The organism is Amycolatopsis sp. TRM77291 (assembly GCF_054166285.1).
The window spans coordinates 8,342,217-8,360,266 of sequence record NZ_JBSZHF010000001.1 but is presented as its reverse complement, the minus strand read 5'-3'; the positions used below and the strand labels follow the sequence as shown (position 1 = coordinate 8,360,266).

19 protein-coding genes are annotated in these 18,050 nt (G+C 69.4%); 6 read left to right on the top strand and 13 right to left on the bottom strand.

Going from position 1 to position 18,050, the window contains the following annotated elements; genetic code table 11:
- Positions 1-11: 11 nt before the first annotated feature.
- Positions 12-581: a helix-turn-helix domain-containing protein gene (locus ACXIZN_RS39280; RefSeq protein WP_034305561.1), complete on the bottom strand. Its 570-nt coding sequence runs from the start codon at positions 579-581 to the stop codon at positions 12-14.
- 54 nt (positions 582-635) lie between these two features.
- On the opposite strand from ACXIZN_RS39280, the gene ACXIZN_RS39275 reads away from it, so the two are divergent.
- Positions 636-1,556 (top strand): NAD(P)/FAD-dependent oxidoreductase, encoded by a 921-nt coding sequence (locus ACXIZN_RS39275; protein ID WP_457960714.1) that lies wholly within the window; start codon positions 636-638, stop codon positions 1,554-1,556.
- Here ACXIZN_RS39275 and ACXIZN_RS39270 read toward each other — a convergent pair.
- Positions 1,529-2,233 (bottom strand): murein transglycosylase, encoded by a 705-nt coding sequence (locus ACXIZN_RS39270; protein WP_457959827.1) that lies wholly within the window; start codon positions 2,231-2,233, stop codon positions 1,529-1,531. The two genes, ACXIZN_RS39275 and ACXIZN_RS39270, sit on opposite strands and share 28 nt — an antisense overlap.
- A gap of 128 nt (positions 2,234-2,361) precedes the next feature.
- On the opposite strand from ACXIZN_RS39270, the gene ACXIZN_RS39265 reads away from it, so the two are divergent.
- Positions 2,362-2,772, top strand: coding sequence for a PPOX class F420-dependent oxidoreductase (locus tag ACXIZN_RS39265; RefSeq protein WP_257484348.1), 411 nt, complete (start codon positions 2,362-2,364; stop codon positions 2,770-2,772).
- Between the two features lie 115 nt (positions 2,773-2,887).
- Here the strand turns inward: ACXIZN_RS39265 and ACXIZN_RS39260 are convergent, their stop codons facing one another.
- The gene (locus ACXIZN_RS39260; protein WP_457959826.1) at positions 2,888-3,247 is read right to left on the bottom strand and encodes a MerR family transcriptional regulator; all 360 of its coding nucleotides are present in this window, start codon (positions 3,245-3,247) and stop codon (positions 2,888-2,890) included.
- A 64-nt stretch (positions 3,248-3,311) separates the two neighbouring features.
- Here ACXIZN_RS39260 and ACXIZN_RS39255 point away from each other — a divergent pair, with 64 nt between their 5' ends.
- On the top strand, positions 3,312-3,641 hold the full coding sequence (locus tag ACXIZN_RS39255) for a putative quinol monooxygenase (RefSeq protein WP_457959825.1): 330 nt from the start codon (positions 3,312-3,314) through the stop codon (positions 3,639-3,641).
- Between the two features lie 16 nt (positions 3,642-3,657).
- On the opposite strand, the gene ACXIZN_RS39250 is transcribed toward ACXIZN_RS39255, so the two are convergent.
- The 9 genes from ACXIZN_RS39250 to ACXIZN_RS39210 all read right to left on the bottom strand — a co-directional run bounded on the left by ACXIZN_RS39250 (position 3,658) and on the right by ACXIZN_RS39210 (position 14,698).
- Positions 3,658-4,218, bottom strand: a complete 561-nt coding sequence (locus ACXIZN_RS39250; RefSeq protein ID WP_457960713.1) for a hypothetical protein — start codon at positions 4,216-4,218, stop codon at positions 3,658-3,660.
- A gap of 8 nt (positions 4,219-4,226) precedes the next feature.
- A complete protein-coding gene (locus ACXIZN_RS39245; RefSeq protein ID WP_457959824.1) occupies positions 4,227-5,600 on the bottom strand; it encodes a hypothetical protein in 1,374 nt (457 codons plus the stop codon).
- Positions 5,597-6,400: an ABC transporter ATP-binding protein gene (locus ACXIZN_RS39240; protein WP_457960712.1), complete on the bottom strand. Its 804-nt coding sequence runs from the start codon at positions 6,398-6,400 to the stop codon at positions 5,597-5,599. Before ACXIZN_RS39240 ends, ACXIZN_RS39245 begins: the two co-directional genes overlap by 4 nt.
- A gap of 17 nt (positions 6,401-6,417) precedes the next feature.
- Positions 6,418-7,233: a zf-HC2 domain-containing protein gene (locus ACXIZN_RS39235; protein ID WP_457959823.1), complete on the bottom strand. Its 816-nt coding sequence runs from the start codon at positions 7,231-7,233 to the stop codon at positions 6,418-6,420.
- The gene (locus ACXIZN_RS39230) at positions 7,230-7,772 is read right to left on the bottom strand and encodes an RNA polymerase sigma factor (protein WP_457959822.1); all 543 of its coding nucleotides are present in this window, start codon (positions 7,770-7,772) and stop codon (positions 7,230-7,232) included. The genes ACXIZN_RS39235 and ACXIZN_RS39230 overlap by 4 nt, the downstream gene beginning before the upstream one ends.
- Positions 7,773-8,091: 319 nt before the next feature.
- On the bottom strand, positions 8,092-9,015 hold the full coding sequence (locus tag ACXIZN_RS39225; protein WP_457959821.1) for a MazG family protein: 924 nt from the start codon (positions 9,013-9,015) through the stop codon (positions 8,092-8,094).
- A complete protein-coding gene (locus ACXIZN_RS39220) occupies positions 9,012-10,016 on the bottom strand; it encodes a hypothetical protein (RefSeq protein WP_257484341.1) in 1,005 nt (334 codons plus the stop codon). The genes ACXIZN_RS39225 and ACXIZN_RS39220 overlap by 4 nt, the downstream gene beginning before the upstream one ends.
- A 156-nt stretch (positions 10,017-10,172) precedes the next feature.
- Positions 10,173-13,727, bottom strand: coding sequence for a transcription-repair coupling factor (gene mfd / locus ACXIZN_RS39215; RefSeq protein ID WP_457960711.1), 3,555 nt, complete (start codon positions 13,725-13,727; stop codon positions 10,173-10,175).
- A gap of 56 nt (positions 13,728-13,783) precedes the next feature.
- On the bottom strand, positions 13,784-14,698 hold the full coding sequence (locus ACXIZN_RS39210) for an LLM class flavin-dependent oxidoreductase (protein WP_457959820.1): 915 nt from the start codon (positions 14,696-14,698) through the stop codon (positions 13,784-13,786).
- An 86-nt stretch (positions 14,699-14,784) separates the two neighbouring features.
- Here ACXIZN_RS39210 and ACXIZN_RS39205 point away from each other — a divergent pair, with 86 nt between their 5' ends.
- Together ACXIZN_RS39205 and ACXIZN_RS39200 are read left to right on the top strand one after the other, a co-directional pair.
- Positions 14,785-15,567, top strand: coding sequence for an MmyB family transcriptional regulator (locus tag ACXIZN_RS39205; protein WP_457959819.1), 783 nt, complete (start codon positions 14,785-14,787; stop codon positions 15,565-15,567).
- A gap of 21 nt (positions 15,568-15,588) precedes the next feature.
- Complete coding sequence (locus tag ACXIZN_RS39200) at positions 15,589-16,773, top strand: PQQ-dependent sugar dehydrogenase (protein WP_457959818.1); 1,185 nt, start codon at positions 15,589-15,591, stop codon at positions 16,771-16,773.
- Here ACXIZN_RS39200 and ACXIZN_RS39195 read toward each other — a convergent pair.
- Positions 16,770-17,495, bottom strand: a complete 726-nt coding sequence (locus ACXIZN_RS39195; RefSeq protein ID WP_457959817.1) for an SDR family NAD(P)-dependent oxidoreductase — start codon at positions 17,493-17,495, stop codon at positions 16,770-16,772. The genes ACXIZN_RS39200 and ACXIZN_RS39195 overlap by 4 nt on opposite strands.
- A 32-nt stretch (positions 17,496-17,527) precedes the next feature.
- On the opposite strand from ACXIZN_RS39195, the gene ACXIZN_RS39190 reads away from it, so the two are divergent.
- Positions 17,528-18,049, top strand: coding sequence for an isochorismatase family protein (locus ACXIZN_RS39190; protein ID WP_457959816.1), 522 nt, complete (start codon positions 17,528-17,530; stop codon positions 18,047-18,049).
- The last annotated feature ends 1 nt before the right edge of the window (position 18,050 follow it).

Below are 18,050 nucleotides of genomic sequence, written 5' to 3'. Positions count from 1 at the left end.
GACCTTTGCTCTCACTTCGACCTGGCCCGCAGGTGGGCCCGCTCCCCCTGCTTGCCGAACAGCACCAGCAGCTCCACCGGCCCCGGCCCCGCGCTGCCGAACCAATGCGGCACCCGCGTGTCGAACTCCGCGGCCTCGCCGGGCCCCATCGTGAAGTCGCGGTCGCCGAGCAGCGCCCGCAGCCGTCCACTGAGGACGTACATCCACTCGTAGCCCTCGTGCGTGCGCTGCACGGGCTCGATGTCCTCGACCGGGATCAGCAGTTTGAACGCCTGCGGCTGACCGGGTTGCGCGGTCAGCGCCCAGGCGGTGAACCTGCCGAATTTCTGCGGTTTCATCCGGACCCGCGGGTCGGCGGGTTCGGGTTCGCCGACCAGTTCGTCGAGCGGAACCTGATGGGCCGCCGACAAGGTGAGCAACAGCTCCAGCGTGGCCTTCCGGGTGCCCGATTCGAGCCGCGAGAGCGTACTGGCGGAGATCCCCGTCGCCTCCGAAAGCGCGGAGAGGGTGGTGCCGCGTTCCTTACGGAGTTGCTTGAGCTTCGGGCCGACCTCGGCGAGCCGCCGTTCGATGTCCTGCATGCCTCCAGTTTGCCAAATCGGCAATGAACTTTGCCAATCCTCGTGAAGATCCGGATGCTCGGCACCATGAGCAACGAATTCGACGTGGTGGTTATCGGTGGTGGCGTCGCGGGTCTCAGCGCGGCATTGGTACTGGGCAGGGCACGGCGCCGGGTCGTCGTGATCGACGGCGGCACTCCGCGCAACGCGCCCGCCGCGCACGCGCACGGCTTCCTGACCAGGGACGGCATTCCACCCAAGGAACTGCTGGAGATAGGCCGCGACGAGGTCCGGGCGTACGGCGTCGAGATCGTCGACGACGTCGTCCACCGGCTACGCCACGACAAGGCGGTGGAACTGGCGGGCGGCCGGGTCATCCGCGGTCGCCGGATCGTGGTGACCACCGGGCTGGCCGACGAACTGCCGGACGTCCCCGGCGTCGCGGAGCGGTTCGGCGCCGACGTGCTGCACTGCCCGTACTGCCACGGCTGGGAGGTGCGCGATCAGCGTTTCGGCGTGCTCGCCACCTCGGAGAAGTCGGTCCACCAGGCACTGATCGTCTGGCAGTGGAGCAAGGACCTGACCTTCTTCACGCATACGCAGCGGCTCTCCGCCGAAGACCGGGCGAAGCTGACCGGGCTGGGCATCCGGATCGTCGACGGGAAGGTGTCCGAGCTCGCCGTCGAAGACGACCGGCTGACCGGCGTCCGGCTCGTCGACGGGGACTTCGTCGAACGCGATGTCGTGTTCGTCGGCCCGAAGTTCGTCCCGCACGACCGGCTGCTCGCCCAGATCGGCTGCGCGCGCACCGAAAGCGGCTCGATCGCGGTGGACGCGCAGGGCCGCACGAACGTGGACGGCGTCTGGGCGGCGGGGAACGTCGTCGATCCGATGGCGCAGCTGGTCGTCGCCGCGGGCGACGCCTACCGGATGGCGTCGGCGCTCAACTTCGACCTGGTGCTCGAGGATCAGGGCGCGACGCTGGCGTCCGCGTAGGTGTCGGCCGCGCTGAAGACCTCCTGGGCGTAGGGCACCGCAGGGTTGAACACCCGCATCGCCTTCCACCAGCCGTCCGGGGTGGCGACGTCGTCGCCGGCGGCGCACAGGTAGCGGGCGGTGGCGAAGGCGGCGTCGTCGGGGTCCTTCGGATCCGGTTGCTTGCCGTCGCTCCGGGCCCGGGCGGAGTGCTTGGCCCAGACGTCGGCCGGGAGCGTGATCGGGCCGGGCCTGCCCTGCGCCGTTTCGACGTGGGAGATCCCGGCGAGGGTCGCCCACGAGAGGTGGCAACCCGGCTTCTGCCGGCGGAGCCACATCTCGGCCCGGCCGTAGGCGGACAGGTCGGCGAAGGAGAGCCGCGTCTTCGCCGCCACCCGTTTCGCCCAGGTCTCCAATTCGGCCGCGTCGGAAACGGTGGGCCGGTCGGGCGGCGCGGCGAGCCCCGCACGCGGCGTCGCCACCCCCGGCTGCGGCTTCTGGTCGGGAACCGTGAGGGCGGGCTGGGGCTGAACCGGCGGAGGCGGCTCCTCGCCTCCCGGCCGGTTCACCCCGACGGTCATGATCAGCACCACGCCCGTGAGCACGAGCCCACCTGCGAAAGCGAGCCTGGGCACGTACGGCGGCAGAGGGCGGGCAGCATGCTCCGGGGCTTCGGTGCTCTGGGCGGTTTCGGCCACCCGGCCAGGTTACTTCGCCACACTTCCGGGCGATGCCCCAATCGGCTTACGAACCCGACCGACGGTAGAACCGATCGGCGACCGGTGCTCTTGACCTCCAGGTAAGTGGAGGTATGACACTGCTTCCCATGTTCAGTGAAGCGGAACTCGACTACCTCGCCACCCAAGGACTCGGGCGGCTCGCCACGGCGCAGCCGGACGGCACGCTGCAGGTCAGCCCCGTCGGTTACGCCTACAACACCGAGACCAAGACGATCGACATCACCGGCTACGAACTGGCGAAGAGCAAGAAGTTCCGGAACGTGGCCGCGAACGGACAGGCCGCGTTCGTGGTGGACGACATGCCTTCACAGGATCCGCCGAGGATCCGCTGCCTCGAGATCCGCGGCCGGGCCGAGGCGCTGACCGGCGCCCGCACCCCCGACGGCCATCTCGACGGCGCGGTGATCCGGATCCACCCGTCGCGGATCATCAGCCTCGGTGTCGACGACCCGGACCACGACCCGCTCGATCTCGTTCCGCACAACCGAAACGTCTGACGGAGGTCAGAGCCGGGGTCGTGGGCCCTTTCAAGTACGTGATGGTCCCCTTCCTTGCGTCAGGCGCAACGAAGGGGACCATCACGTACTTCTGTTCCGTGCGTTGATCACCGAGCTAGGCATGGGTGAGTGTTCGGCTGGAGGCTTCGAGGATCTCGCCCAGAGCGGCGCGAGCCTGGGCGAGGTCGGCTATGCGGGAGTCCAGCTCGGCGTACTGGGTACTGAGGTGGTCGAGAACGCAGGCTTGGAGTTCAGTGCCGTCACCGACGAAACAGGGCATGAGTTCGCGGATGACCTTGGTGGGAAGTCCAGCGGCGAGCAGGGTACGGATGCGGGCGACGGCGACAGGGGCCGCGGAGTCGTAATGGCGATGACCGCCTTCACTGCGACGGGAGGTGAGCAGCCCCTGGGCCTCGTAGTAGCGGAGGAGGCGGACGGCCACGCCTGTTTCGCGAGACAGCTCCCCGATCTTCATGTGACCCACCTCATAGGACAGCGGCTTGAACCTGACACTGATGTCAGATTCTACCGTTGATCGCATGACGACGACTTCGACCGCACCCCTTTCGCTCTACGGTTTCCTGACCCCCAAGCCCGGACACGCCGATGAGTTCCGGAAGCTTCTGATGGACCTCGTCGAGCCGTCTCGAGGGCACGAGGGCAGCCTTCAGTACCACCTCCACGAACAGGAAGACGGCCGGTTCTTTCTCTACGAGGTTTGGCGTTCGCAGGAAGACCTCGACCGGCACAACGCGACCCCGCTGCTGCGCGCCTTCATGGACGAACTGCCTGAGCACATCGACGGAGCGCCCGAGGTCTACTTCGGCGCGATGAGGAGTACCTATCCGGCCACCGTGGTCGGTGATTGAGCAAACCCCGGCACGGTCAGCGACGGGCACCGTAGACCGCGTAGGTCACCAAACCGGCCAGGGCGAGCACCACGGCGGTCCACGTGGCTTCGGCGACTCCGGCGGGCTGGAAGGGCCAAGTGATCACCAGCTGCGCGCTCTCCGTACTCGAAGTGGTGGCCCAGACCACGAACGCGACCGCGAACCCGGCCAGCGGCAACGTCCACCCGAAGGCGCCGCCGAACAGCACGGCGGCGAGCCCGGCGAGACCGAGCAGGCCACTCGCGTTCCGCACGATGATCTCCACCGGAACCCGCTCCGCTTCCCACAGCCGCGGCAGCAGTACGGCACCGATGGCGAGGCCTCCGATCAGCAGGAGATGCGCGACGCGGCGAGGCGCCCAGCGGATCGCGGCGGTCCGGTCGAGGTCGACGTCCTGCCCGCCGAGGCCGATGGCGGTCACCGCGATCGCGACCAGGAGCGCCAGGGAAACCGGGATCTCCGACCAGCGGTCCCGCGCCAGGAACCAGATCAGCACCATGCTCGCCGCCAGCGCCGCGAACGACGCGGGCATGGCGCGCGAACGCGCGTACAGCACCGCCCACCTCATCGGGCGCCACCGAGGAGGATGCCGAGCTGGTTGCCCTGGCAGGTCAGGCCCGCCTGCCGCTGCGCGATGATCCGCTCTCGCTGCACATCGGGCGGAAGGGCACGGAAGGTCTCCCAATCGCGGAGGACCTCGTTCTTCGTCTCTTCGCTCAGCCACGAGCCGCTGAGCATTTGCCATTCACCGAGGAACCAGCTCGACGTGATCGACCTCGCGGTGAGTTCGTCCATGAACGACCTGTCGCCACCGTGGAGGGTGTAACAGGACGGCGTCCCGGCGCCGGCGACCAGCGTCCGCGTCATGTCGTCCGAATTCAGGACCGAACGGACGGACCAATCCACCAGGTCCACGTAGACGGTGTCGGCGGCGCGCGGTGGCATCTCGTCGTAGTCCAGCCACCGGTTCAAAGCCGCGACCCTGACCGGCGCGTCCGGCAGTGTTCCCAAGAGCCGCAGCGCTTCTTTGCCAGGTCCGGCGATACGGGCGAGGTCGCGTTCGAGCATGCGAGGAACGCAGACCGGGCCGTCGCAGATCATCGCCGTCGCGCGAGGGTCGACGGTCTCGGCCTCGGCGTAGGTCGAGGGCAGGATGGGCAGCGCGACCGCGACCGCCACCATCGCGGGAACGACGGAGAGCGCCTTCGAGCGCTTGGAGCGGGCCGCCAGCAAGAGGAATCCGGTCGCGGCCAGCCCGGCGAGCCAGACCCCCTGGCCGAGATCCACCCGGCTCGCGGTGGTGATGAACGGATCGTTGGTGACGTCCATCGCGGGAGAGAGCGAAGAGGCCCATGCCGGAACAGCGCCCACGAGCACGCTGCCCTGCGACCCGCCGATCTGCATCACGAGGATGATCACGAAAGCGGCGACGGCCACCGCGGGCGCGGTCAGCGGATGCGGCAGCAACCGGCCGATCCCCAACCCGATCCAGGCTCCCGCGAGCATCGCGAGCCCGCCGACCACGACGATCGGCAGCCAGCCGAGGGTGAAGAACGCACCGCTGAATATCACTTGCACGGCGCCGACGGCGAAGATCAGCAGATAGCCCAGCACCAGCAGGCCGCCCAGCGCGCCGGCGAGCTTCGCGGCGCGGTGCCAGCCGGGCCGCGGCATCGTGGTGAGGAGCTCGGCCATCCCGGACCGGCTGTCCCGCATGCCCTGGATGACCCCGGCACCGATCGCGATCGGCACCAGGAAGACCAGCAGGAACCGGCTCCACCTCGCGGCGGGCACCCAGTTCTCGTCCCAGGCGAGCGGCGCCTTCGACCACGGACCGCTGAACGAATACAGGAAGCCGAACGCGACGACGACGATCGCGAGCGTGGCCCAAGGGGCGATGGAACGGCGGAGTTCGGTCCGCAGGACGCGCGTGTTCACCAGTTCCCCTTCCCCGGCTCGTGCCCGAGCAGCGCCGAGTAGCCGCGCTCGATCGGGCTGTCGCCGACGTACTCCTCGCTCCCGGCCGCGGCCAGCTCGTCCGGCGTGCCCTGGAAGACGAGTTTTCCGTTTTCGAACAGGACGACGTCGGTGCAGGCCGTCGCGACGTCCTCGACGAGGTGCGTCGAGACGACGACACAGGCGTCACGGCCGATCTCCTGGAGGAGGTCCCGGAATCGCACGCGTTGTGCCGGGTCGAGCCCGGCGGTCGGCTCGTCGAGCAGGAGGACGTCCGGATCGTTCACGATCGCCTGCGCGATCCCGACCCGCCGCACCATGCCGCCGGACAGCGTCTTCATCCGGTCGTCCGCGCGATCGGCGAGGCCGACCCGTTCGATCGACCGCTGCACCGCGGCCGGGATGTCCTCTTTGGACATCTCCTTCAGCCACGCGATGTACTCGACGAACTCGCGGACGGTGAACCGCTTGTAGAAACCGAAGTTCTGCGGCAGGTAGCCGATACGGCGGCGCAGGCTGCGCTGATCGGTGAATCCCCCGACGGATTCACCGAGCAGCGTCAGCCCTCCCTCCGCCGGCCGGAGCACCGTCGCCAGTGCCCGGATCAGCGTGGTCTTCCCCGCCCCGTTGGGGCCGAGCAGACCGTGCACCCCCGTGCCCAGTTCCAGGTCGAGCCCGTTCACGGCGAACTTGCGTTTGCCGACCCGGACCTTCAGCCCCTCCGCCTTGATCTGCCACGCGTAGGTCGTCGGTGCGACCTCCGCGGCCCCGACAGCACGCATCATGTCCTCCCCTTCGTTCATCGTTCGGATCCGGTGAGCAGGCCGAAGACGCTCCGCCGGAGCACCACCACGACCGCGGTCAGCGCGAAGATCGCGCCCCACACCGGGAGCAGCCGGGGTTCGAGCGCGGTGGCGCGCCCTTGCGAAGCCACCGCGGGCGCCAGGATCACCGCCATCCAGACCCCGGTGAGGACGTAGGCCGCCCGCGTCACTCCGATCACACCGCCGAGCGCGAGCGTCCCGGTGGTGAAGGCCAGGCTCGGCAGGAGACCGAGCCCGAATCCGCCGCCGGCGAGCCAGCTCGAAAGACCCTGGACCGGCAAGACGACCGCGAGGACCGCCGTCGTCCGGCGCAGCAGGAGGTAGAGCCCGGCCCTCGGCGTCGAAGTGACCAGTTCGTATGCGGGATCGAGCCCCTTCGCCCACGACACCGCGACCCCGAGCACGGGCAGCACCGGCGAGAAGAGCTGGACGAACGAGTAGCCCTTCGACTCGGTGAACCCCAGCGAATCCAGCAGGAAACCCAGTGCCGGGATCAGGACGATCATCACGAGCCACGGCAGCATCACCGGCGTCACCCAGCTGTACAGCCGTCCGGCCCACCGGCTCCGCATCGGGCTCGGTCCCGCTTCGGCGAGCTTCGGCCCTAGCCCTGCCCAGACGTCGCCCACCAATGCGGACACCGTCGGAAGGCTGAGCGCGGACAGTCTCCCCCGGCATACCGCGCACTTTTCGAGATGGGCCTCGACCGCCCAGACCTCGTCACCGGCCAAGCCGTCGTCCCCGCGGACGTAACCGGCGAGGAGCTGATCGGACACGTGTTCCTTGTTCACGACAGCGCCTCCCGCATCGCGATCCGAGCCCGCCTGGCGCGGGTTTTGACGGTTCCTTCCGGCAGGCCGAGCAGGACCGCGGTCTCCCGGACGGTCAGCCCGTCGAGCACCATCGCCTGCAGGACCTGACGGAGTTCGGGAGCGAGACGGCGCAACGCGTCGCCGACGTGGTCGCCGACCGCACCGGCCAGCGCCTCTTCCTCGGCGGCGGGCGCGACGGTGGTTTCCGCGACCGGCAGCGGCTGGGCGTGCCGCGCCCGGCGGCGGAAGGCGTCCACCAGCCGGCGCGCGGCGATCGTCCACAGCCAGCCCACGGCGCTCCCGCCGACGGCGGAACCGGCGAACGCGCCCGCCGCGCGCCAGACCGCGAGGTAGGTCTCCTGCATCACCTCGGCGACGATCTGTTCGTCGGCGCAGCGACGGCGCAGGCGCACGGCCAGCCACGGCGACGTGCGGCGGTAGAGCTCCTCGAACGCCGACCGGTCACCTTTGGCCGTGCGGCGGACGAGCTGCTCTTCGTCCGGTTCCGTTCCTTTCACATCCGGCAAGACGCCGAGATCGCCGAAACGGTTCTCACCCGATTGTGGCCTGTGTCACAGCGCCTCCGTGGAGGCTCGGTCCGGCGCGGCCATGTCGCGAAAGCCACTTTCGGGACATCAGACGACGCGAAAGTGGCTTTCGCNCAAGACGCCGAGATCGCCGAAACGGTTCTCACCCGATTGTGGCCTGTGTCACAGCGCCTCCGTGGAGGCTCGGTCCGGCGCGGCCATGTCGCGAAAGCCACTTTCGGGACATCAGACGACGCGAAAGTGGCTTTCGCGACACACTCGGCCGGATGTGAGCGCCGGCCCGTACCCCTCAGGGACCCGGCCAGAACTTGCGCCAGCCGTCGGCCTCGAGCGTCGTCGGTTCCAGGCCGGCGTCACGCGCGGCCTGCTCGGCGTCCCGGATGTCGCGGGCGAACCGCTTCGCGACGGCACGGAGCTCGCCTTCGGGATCGATCCCCGCGCGGCGCGCGGTCGCGGCCACCCGGAACAGCTGGGCGGCCGCTTCGGAACCGCCGGGGAACAGATCGAGCGGGATCCCGGCCCGGCCGCTGCGCTGGCCTAGCTTCCCGGCCAGGGCCACGGCGGGCTGACCGAGCGCGACACCATCCACAATGGACTGGCGGCTCTTCTCGGCCTGCTTCAGTTCTTCCCATTTGAGGTTCTGGTCGCTGACGGTCTCGACCCGGGGAGCGTCGGCGAAGACATGCGGATGGCGTCCGACGAGTTTCGCGACCAGTTCGGAAGCGACCTCGTCGATCCCGAACGGATCGTCCGCGTCCTCGACCGCGACGCGCGCGTGGAACAGCACTTGGAGCAGGACGTCACCGAGTTCCTCGCGCAAGGCGACGCGGTCGCCCTCTTCGATCGCGTCGAGCAGTTCGTAGGTCTCCTCGACCAGGTATTGACGCAGCGACTCGTGCGTCTGGACGGCGTCCCACGGGCAGCCACCCGGCGAGCGGAGCCGGTCCATCACCTCAGCGGCCTCGACCAACGGCGGCACGGGCGCTTCGATCACCCGCGCTCCGGCCCTGATCAGCGCCGCGGCCTTCGGTTCCCTTCGCGAACCGGCGATGAGCACGAGGTCGCGCGCCTGTGCCTCGCCGAGCGCGGGCACCCCGAACACCTCGGGATCGACATCGGAAGCCGCGTACACGGCACCGCTGCTCCGCAGGATCGTGAGTGCCGCGGCGGGCAGTGTCGCACCGCGGGCGATCACGACGACGGCAGCGGTCACGGGTTTTGCGGGGCGGCACCGTGCACAGGCAGCACGATGCCCTTCTTCGAAGCTTCGTTGGGCGCGAGGTCCATCTCGACAACATCCCACACGCCGTAGCGCGGGTTCACCTTGAGGTCGACCTGGCCGAGGTACGACTGGAGGAGCCGGACACCGACCTTGGCCAGCTGCTGAGGGGTGGGCCGCGCGGCCTGATCCGACGCGACGGGCTTGTCCGCGGTCCGCTCACGCATCACGACGACGACCCAGAGCGGCTGCTGCGGTGTCGGCTGGAAGGCGGCGACGGTGTTGGGTTCGAGACCGAACAGGACGGTGGCCGCGGTCGCGGGCGACTGCATGGCGGGCAGCTTCTGGCCGGTGCCCGCCTGCGTGTCGGAGGTCTGCTGGTCCTGCGCGATCAGCTCGGCGGCCGCGTTCGGCGAGGCGGCGAAGCGGCGGGCCTTCTCGATCGCCTGCTCGCGCAGCCGGTCCGAGTCGGCGCCGGTGGCGTCGGTCGAGGAGACCGAGCTGAAATCGAACGTGACGGTGAGCTTGTCCAGGTACTTCATCGCGAGCTGGGTCTGCAGGGCCGCGTCGACCAGTGCCTCACGGTGGTCCCGCACCCGCGCCACGAGCTGCTCGACGCTGAGCTCGGGGTCGTCCTGCGGGTTGGCCTCCATCGGCTTCGCCAGCGGATCGTTCTGCAACGCGTTCACCACGAGGGATTCGTCGACCCCGATGCCTTCCCGCTGAGCGGCACGCTTGGTGAGGTCGTGCAGGATCTCCTGGCGGACGATCTCGCGGCCGACGAGGTCGAGTTTGTGCTCCTTGGCGAGCTGCTGCCCGTACGGGTGCTCACGAACGGCCTTGTCGATGAGCTGCTGCACGCGATCAACCGAAACGGTCCTGCCGTCGACGATCACCGCCGCGCCGACCTGCCCGGGTCCGGCGTTGCATCCGGCGAGAAGGAGAGAACCGGCAAGAACCCCGACCAGCGCGCGACGGCGCCCCATGATCCGCATCACAGGGCCTACCCTCTCATACCGGCCCCGGCGAGAGAACCAGGTCGTAAGTCGCGATTCGGGCTCGGCCCCGCACGCGAGTTCCGCTTCCCATCACGCGAGTTACGTCTCCGATCACGCGAGTTCCGCCTTCCCGCACTCGAGTTACGCCTCCGATCACGCGACGGGCGCCGGCGACTTCATCAGTTTCGTCAGCAGCTTCGCGCACCAGTCCAGCAGTTCCTCGTCTCGCAGCGCGGGGGCGCCCAACCGCCCGCCCGCCGGGCCCTCCGTCGGCTTCGGCACGGAGACCGTGTTCGTCACCGCCTTGTAGAGAGCCTTGGGATACAAGCGCTTCAGCCGCACCATCTGCGAATCCGCCAGCGGCAGCGGCGCGAACCGGATCGACGTGCCCTGCGCGGAGACCTCGGTGACCCCGGCCGCGCGGCAGGTGTGCCGGAACGCGGCGACCGCGAGCAGCCTCCGCACCGGGGCGGGCGGCTGGCCGTAACGGTCGACCAGTTCCTCGCGGACGGCGTCGAGCCCGGCCTGGTCCGGCGCGGCCGCGATCTTGCGGTACGCCTCCAGCCGCAGCCGCTCGCCCGGCACGTAGTCGTGCGGGATATGCGCGTCCACCGGGAGATCCACGCGGACCTCGGCGAGCTCCTCCTCTTCGGAGGTCTCCGCGCCCGCGTGACGGCGGAACGCGTCGACCGCTTCGCCGACGAGCCGCACGTACAGATCGAAACCGACGCCCGCGATGTGCCCGGACTGCTCCGCGCCGAGGATGTTGCCCGCGCCGCGGATCTCCAGGTCCTTCATCGCGACGGCCATGCCCGCGCCCAGTTCGGTGTTCTGCGCGATGGTCGCCAGCCGGTCGTGCGCCGTCTCGGTGAGCGGGGCCTCCGGCGGGTACAGGAAGTACGCGTACCCGCGCTCACGCCCGCGCCCGACCCGGCCGCGCAACTGGTGCAACTGCGCGAGGCCGAGCAGGTCGCCGCGTTCCACCAGCAGGGTGTTGGCGTTCGAGATGTCCAGCCCGGTTTCGACGATCGTGGTGCAGACGAGCACGTCGTACTCGTTCTCCCAGAAACCCTGGATGATCTTTTCGAGTTTGTCCTCGTTCATCTGTCCGTGCGCGGTGACGACGCGCGCCTCCGGCACCAGCTCGCGAATGCGCTTCGCGGCCTTCTCGATCGAGGAAACCCTGTTGTGCACGTAAAAGACCTGGCCGTCGCGCAGCAGTTCGCGGCGGATCGCGGCGCCGACCTGCTTGTCGTCGTACGCGCCGACGTAGGTCAGGATCGGGTGCCTGTCCTCGGGCGGGGTCAGGATGGTGGACATCTCACGGATCCCGGCGAGCGACATCTCCAGTGTCCGCGGGATCGGCGTCGCCGACATGGTCAGCACGTCGACGTGCGTCCGCAGCGCCTTGATGTGCTCCTTGTGCTCGACGCCGAACCGCTGTTCCTCGTCGACGATCACCAGGCCGAGGTCCTTGTACCGGATCCCGGTCTGCAACAGGCGGTGGGTGCCGATCACGATGTCGACATCGCCGGAAGCGAGCTGTTCGAGGATCGCGTCCGACTCGGGCTTCGAGGTGAACCGCGAAAGTCCCTTGATCTTCACCGGGAACGAACTCATCCGTTCGGTGAAGGTGTTGAGGTGCTGCTGCGCGAGCAGCGTCGTGGGCACCAGCACCGCGACCTGCTTGCCGTCCTGCACCGCCTTGAACGCCGCGCGCACCGCGATCTCGGTCTTGCCGTAGCCGACGTCGCCGCAGATGACGCGGTCCATCGGGACGCCGCGTTCCATATCCGCCTTGACCTCGTCGATCGCGGCGAGCTGGTCGTTGGTCTCGGTGAACGGGAAGGCGTCCTCGAGTTCGCCCTGCCACGGGGTGTCCCGCGCGAACGCGTGCCCGGGGGCGGCCTGCCGCGCGGCGTAGAGCTGCACGAGCTCGGCGGCGATCTCCTTGACCGCCTTCTTCGCCTTGGCCTTGGTGTTCTTCCAGTCCGATCCGCCGAGTTTGTTCAGTGTCGGCAGCTCGCCACCGACGTAGCGGGAGACCTCGTCGAGCTGGTCGGTCGGGACGAACAGCCGGTCTCCCGGATGCCCGCGTTTGGAGGAGGCGTACTCCAGCAGCAGGTACTCGCGGGTCGCGCCGGCGACGGTGCGCTGCACCATCTCCACGAACCGGCCGATGCCGTGCTGGTCGTGGACGACGTAGTCGCCCGTCTTGAGGGCGAGCGGATCGACGGCGTTGCGGCGCCGCGACGGCATCTTGGTGCTGAAGTCCTTTGTGGACGTCCCCGCGCCGGAGCCCCGGCCGGTGAGATCCGATTCGGACAGCACGACCAGCGCACGCTCCGGCGACACGAAGCCGTCCGAAAGGCCGCCGCACGTCACCGTCACGACGGCGGGGGTGAGCGGACCGGTGATGCCTTCCGCGAGCGACGCGGGCACATCCCCCGCCGACAGCTGCTCGACGGCGCGGGCCGCCGTGCCGTGCCCGGCGACGACGAGCACCGCCGTCCCGCCCGCGGCCGTGTGCGCGCGCAGATCCGTCGTCGCGCGCTCGACCTCGCCGCGGTAGTTCGGCGCGGCCTCGATCGAGACGCGGTAGACGTCGGGATCGTCGCTGGCCAGCTGCGTCAGCGTCCACCAAGGGCGCTTCGTCTCCTGAGCGTGCCTCGCGATCCCCGCGAGGTCCCGGTACGCGGACGCGCCGAGGTCGATCGGCGCCTGACCACCCGCGGCGGCCGTGGTCCAGGACGCTTCGAGGAACTCCTGCCCGGTGCGGACCAGGTCGGCCGCGCGGGCGCGGATCTTCTCCGGATCGGCCAGCAGCACGTGCGTGCCCTCGGGCATCGCGTCGGTCAGCAGCTCCAGCTCGCCCTCGCACAGCACCGGGATGAGCGCCTCCATCCCCTCGACGGGCACACCGCCGGAGAGCTTGGTGAGCATCTCGGTGAGCTGGGCGTCCGCCTCGTACGTCGTCGCCAGCTCGGCCGCCTTCGCGCGCACCGGCTCGGTGAGCAGCAGCTCACGGCACGGCGGCGCGCTGACATGCTGGATTTCCCCCGGCAGCGACCGCTGATCCGACACCGCGAACGCGCGGATCTCGCTGACCTCGTCGCCCCAGAACTCGACCCGCACCGGATGCTGCGCCGTCGGGCCGAACAGGTCGAGGATGCCGCCGCGCACGGCGAACTCGCCGCGTTTCTCGACCATGTCCACCCGCGTGTACGCGAGCTCGACCAGCCGCTCCAGCAGGCCTTCGAAACTCTGTTCCTCGCCGACCACCAGGTCGATGGGCGCGAGCGAACCGAGCCCCGGCGCCATCGGCTGGATGAGGCTGCGGACGGTCGCGACGACGACGCGCAGGTCGTCGGCCCCCGTCTCGAGCCGGTGGAGCACCTCCAGCCGCCGCCCGACGGTGTCCGCCCGGGGCGACAGCCGCTCGTGCGGCAGCGTCTCCCAGGACGGGAAGTCGGCGACGGCGCCGTCGCCGAGGAAGGACTTCAGCGAAGCGGTCAATTCGTCGGCCTCGCGGCCGGTCGCGGTCACCGCGAGCACGGGACGGCCGGCGCCCTCGTCCGCGGCGAGGGCGCCCACGACCAGCTGGCGGGTGGCGATCGCGCCCTGGAGCTCGAGCACCGGGGCACCGGCCCGCTCGACGACCCCGCGCAGGGCCGGATCGGGAAGGATGGAATGAAGGAGTCCGGACAATGGAGCGTTTGTCACCGTCCCAGCCTACGTGGGGGCACCGACAGTCCGCCGCGCGATTACCGGGGCAGGGCGCCGGCGACCATCGGGAGCTGTTCGTCGAACTCGGCCGGTTCCTGCGTCGCGATCCGGATCAGCACGTGTTCGGCGCCCGCGTCCTGGTATTCGCGCAACCGATCGGCGACCCGCGCCGGGCTGCCCGCGATCTGCATTTGGATCTTCTCGACGAAGTCCAGCGGAACGCCGTAATTCCGCTGTGCGTAGTCCTCCAGCCGCTCGCGGGCACGCACCGGGTCCTCCTCGATGAGCACCGTCGCGAACAACGCGGGCGTCACGGGGCGTACGGCTGCTTCGCGGATCTTCGCGAGCCCGTCGGCGTAGTCCGCGACGTCGGGCGGATACGGCAGCCAGCCGTCGTAAAGCCGGCCCACTCGTTCGAGCGCGCCCGGGGTGAACGAGGCCAGCCACACCGGCGGACCACCCGGACGGTGCGGTTCCGCGTACTCCGGAAGGGTGTCGTAGTGCAGCACCTCGCCGTGGAACGGACCGCTCTCCCCGCTCCAGACGTGCCGCCACAGCGCGACGATGTCGTCGAGCCGGGCGCGGCGGCGTTCCCACGGAACGCGGGTGAAGGCGAACTCGGGTTCGCTGCGGCCGGCGAACCCCGCGCCGACGCCGAGCGTGATCCGGCCCTGGCTGAGCAGGTCGAGCGAGAGGATCGCGTTCGCGGAAAGCAGCGGATCCCGCAACGCCGGAAGCAGCGCGGCCGTGCCGATCGTGACCCGCTCGGTTCTGGCGGCGAACGCGCCGAGCAACGTCAACGAATCGATGGGCGCCTTCGCGAGCGTGTCGCCGACCCAGACCGAATCGAAGCCGAGACGTTCGGCTTCGACCGCGATCGCGACCATTTCCGGCGCGGTGCGCCCGGCGTCGAGGATGGACCGATAAGTAGGGACGACCAGACCGAATTTCATGCCGGGAGCATCGCCGCGGCGGGGAATCGTCTCAATTCCTTCGAGGGAATGGCGGCGCCGACGGCGGCTCGGCCAAGATGACGACCATGGTTTCCGGATTCGGCCCCGCGCTGAAAGGCTGGCGCGAGCGCCGGCGGCTGTCCCAGCTGGAACTGGCGCTCCGGGCCGGGACCACCCAGCGGCATGTGAGTTTCCTGGAAGGCGGCCGGTCGATCCCCGGCCGCGGCCTGGTGCTGCGCGTCGCCGAATCGCTCGAACTCCCGCTCCGCGAGCGCAACGGCCTGCTGCTCGCCGCCGGATACGCCCCCGGTTTCCCCGAAACGAAACTCGACGATCCCGGGTTGAAGCCGGTCCTCGACGGCATGCGGCGTCTGCTCGACGGGCACCGGCCGTATCCGGCCATCGTCGTCGACCGCCACGGCGTGCTCGTCGCCCGCAACGACGCGCTCGACCTGCTCTTCGAGGATGTGGCGCCCGAACTGCTGGAAGAACCGGTCAACACCCTGCGGCTCGCGCTGCATCCGAAGGGGATGGCGCCTCGGGTGCTGAACCTCGCGGATTGGGCACGGCACATCCTGGAACGGCTGACGCAGGAGATCGCGCACGCGCCTGACGAGAAACTCACCGCGTTGCTGGCCGAACTCGAAGGTTACGTTCCGGAGCCGGGTCCGCCCGGCCCTGATCATCTCGGGTTCGCCGTGCCGATGCGCCTGTCCACCTCGGCGGGCGAGCTGCGGCTGATCACGGCCATCACGACGTTCGCGACCGCGGCCGACGTGACGGTGTCGGAATTGAAACTGGAGACTTTCCTGCCCGCCGACGCCGAGACGGCCGCGATCCTGACCGGTTCGTCCCTAGTGGGCGGTTGAGCACGGTGGCATGCTGAGGACATGCGCACTTCCGCCGTCGTCGCGTTCGTATCGTTGTCCTTGCTGGTCACGGCCTGTTCCGGGGCTTCGAGCGAGACGGTGCAGAGCGCGCCACCGGTCACTTCGAAGCCCGCCGCGGCGGCGTTGAAGGTCGAGCAGGTGGCGGCCGGGCTCGAACACGGCTGGGACGTCGGTTTCCTCCCGGACGGGAAAATCCTCGTCACCCAGCGTCCCGGGAAGCTGGCCCTGATCGAGGGCGGCGCGAAACGCGACGTCGCCGCCGACTTCTCCGACGTCCACGTCCGCGGCGAAGGCGGCCTGATGGGGATGGTGGTCAGCAAGGACTTCGCCACTTCGCGCGAGTTCATCACCTGCCAGGCCCACAAGGAGGGTGACACCGCCGTCGACATCCGGCTGGTCACCTGGCGGCTGTCGGACGACGGCGCGAGCGCCACGAAGGTCAAGGACCTCCTCACCGGGCTGCCGGTGAACCCCAGCGGCAGGCACTCCGGCTGCCGTCCCGCGTTCGGCGCGGACGGCGCGCTGCTCGTCGGCACCGGCGACACCGCGCGCCCGCAGCATCCGCAGGACCGGACGAGTCTCGGCGGCAAGGTGCTGCGCGTCGACGCGAAGACCGGGAACGCGTTGCCGGACAACCCGTTCATCTCGTCGGCGAATCCGAACGAGCAGCGCGTGTTCACCTACGGGCATCGCAACGTCCAGGGCGTCACGGTCCGCCCTGGCACGGGGCAGGTGTTCACCGCCGAGCACGGGCCGACGATCGACGACGAGGTCAACCTGGAGACCGCGGGCAAGAACTACGGCTGGGACCCGTCCAAGGGTGGCACCGAGACCAGCTACGACGAAAGCGTCCCGATGACCGACAAACAGCGTTTCCCGGACGCCGTCAGTCCTTTGTGGACGACCGGCGAGATAACCGAGGCCATCTGCGGCGCGGAGTTCCTCACCGGATCGCAGTGGGGCGCGCTCGAAGGCTCGCTGGCCGTGACCGCGCTGAAAGGCCAGAAACTCCTGCTGTTCCGCCTCGACGAGGCGGGCAAGGTCACCGAAGTGACCCTGCCGCCCGAGTTCGACGACAAGTTCGGCAGGCTTCGCGCCGTCCGAAGCGCGCCCGACGGCTCGCTCTACATCACGACTTCGGAAGGCGAGGACGACAAGCTGCTGAAGGTCACCCCCGGCGCCTAATGGCCGAGGTGCGCGCCGCCGTTGACGTGGACGATCTGGCCGGTGACGTGCCGGGCCTCCGGGCTCGCCAGGAAGGCCACCACTTCGGCGACGTCCGCGGGTTCGCCGGCGCGTTTGGTCAGCGTGTTGCCGATCAGCCACTTCCGGCGTTCGTCGGAAAGCTTGCCCTGGAAGAACTCGGTGTCCCCGACCAGTCCGGGCGCGACGATGTTCGCGGTGATCCCGCGCGGCCCGAATTCCCTTGCCACATCGACGTTCCACGCCTCCAGCGCGGCCTTGGCCGCACCGTAGGAGCCCGCTCCCGTCCGCGCGGCGATGGAGCCGATGGTGACGATCCGCGCGCCGTCGGCGAACCTTTCCCGCAAGGCACGGGTGACCAGCACGGCGCTGAACACGTTCGCGTCGAGGTTGGCCTGCCAGTTCGCCGCGAAGGCTTTCAGGTCTTCCGCCTGCCCGTTCCGGAAATCGGTGTTCCCGCCCGCGTTGTTGACCAGGACGTCGACCCGCTCCGGCAAGTCGGCCAGCGCCCGTTCCACCGCGTCCGGATCGGCCGCGTCGAACGAGACCGGGTTCGCGCCGAGCAGCGCGGCGGCCTCGGTGAGGACCTGTTCGCGACGGCCGGTGATCGTCACCCGGTCACCCCGCGCGGCGAACGCCGCCGCGACCGCGTACCCGATCCCGGTTCCGCCGCCGGTGACCACCACTTCCCTGTTCTTCCCCATACCTCCAGGATAGGGACACTAGGCTTCACCGCATGACGAAGATCGACCCGGCGACGACAGCGCTCGTCCTGATCGACCTCCAGACCCGTATCGTCGCGCTGGAGACCGTCCCGATCGAAGGCACCGAGGTCGTGTCGAACGCGGTCTTGTTGCGAGAGGCCTTCAGCGCGGCCGGCTCACCGATCGTCCACGTGCGCGCGCACCGGCCGGGCGTCGAGGAGCAGCCGCCCGGCAGCGAACTGGTCGCCGAGCTGACGCCTCGCGAAGGTGAGCACTTGATCACCAAGAACACGATCGGCGCCTTCTACCGCACCGGACTCGACGAACTCCTGCGCGGACTCGGCGTGAAGACACTGGTGCTCGCCGGGATCGCCACGGAATACGGCGTCGAATCGACGCTGCGGGCCGCGATCGACCACGATTACGAGACCATCGCCGTTTCGGACGCGATGGCGGGTATCGCCGCGATCTCCCACGAATCGGCGGTCACGAAGGTGTTCCCGCGGCTGGGCGAAGTGCTCACGACCGCCGAGACCGCCGCGGCGCTGGGCTGAA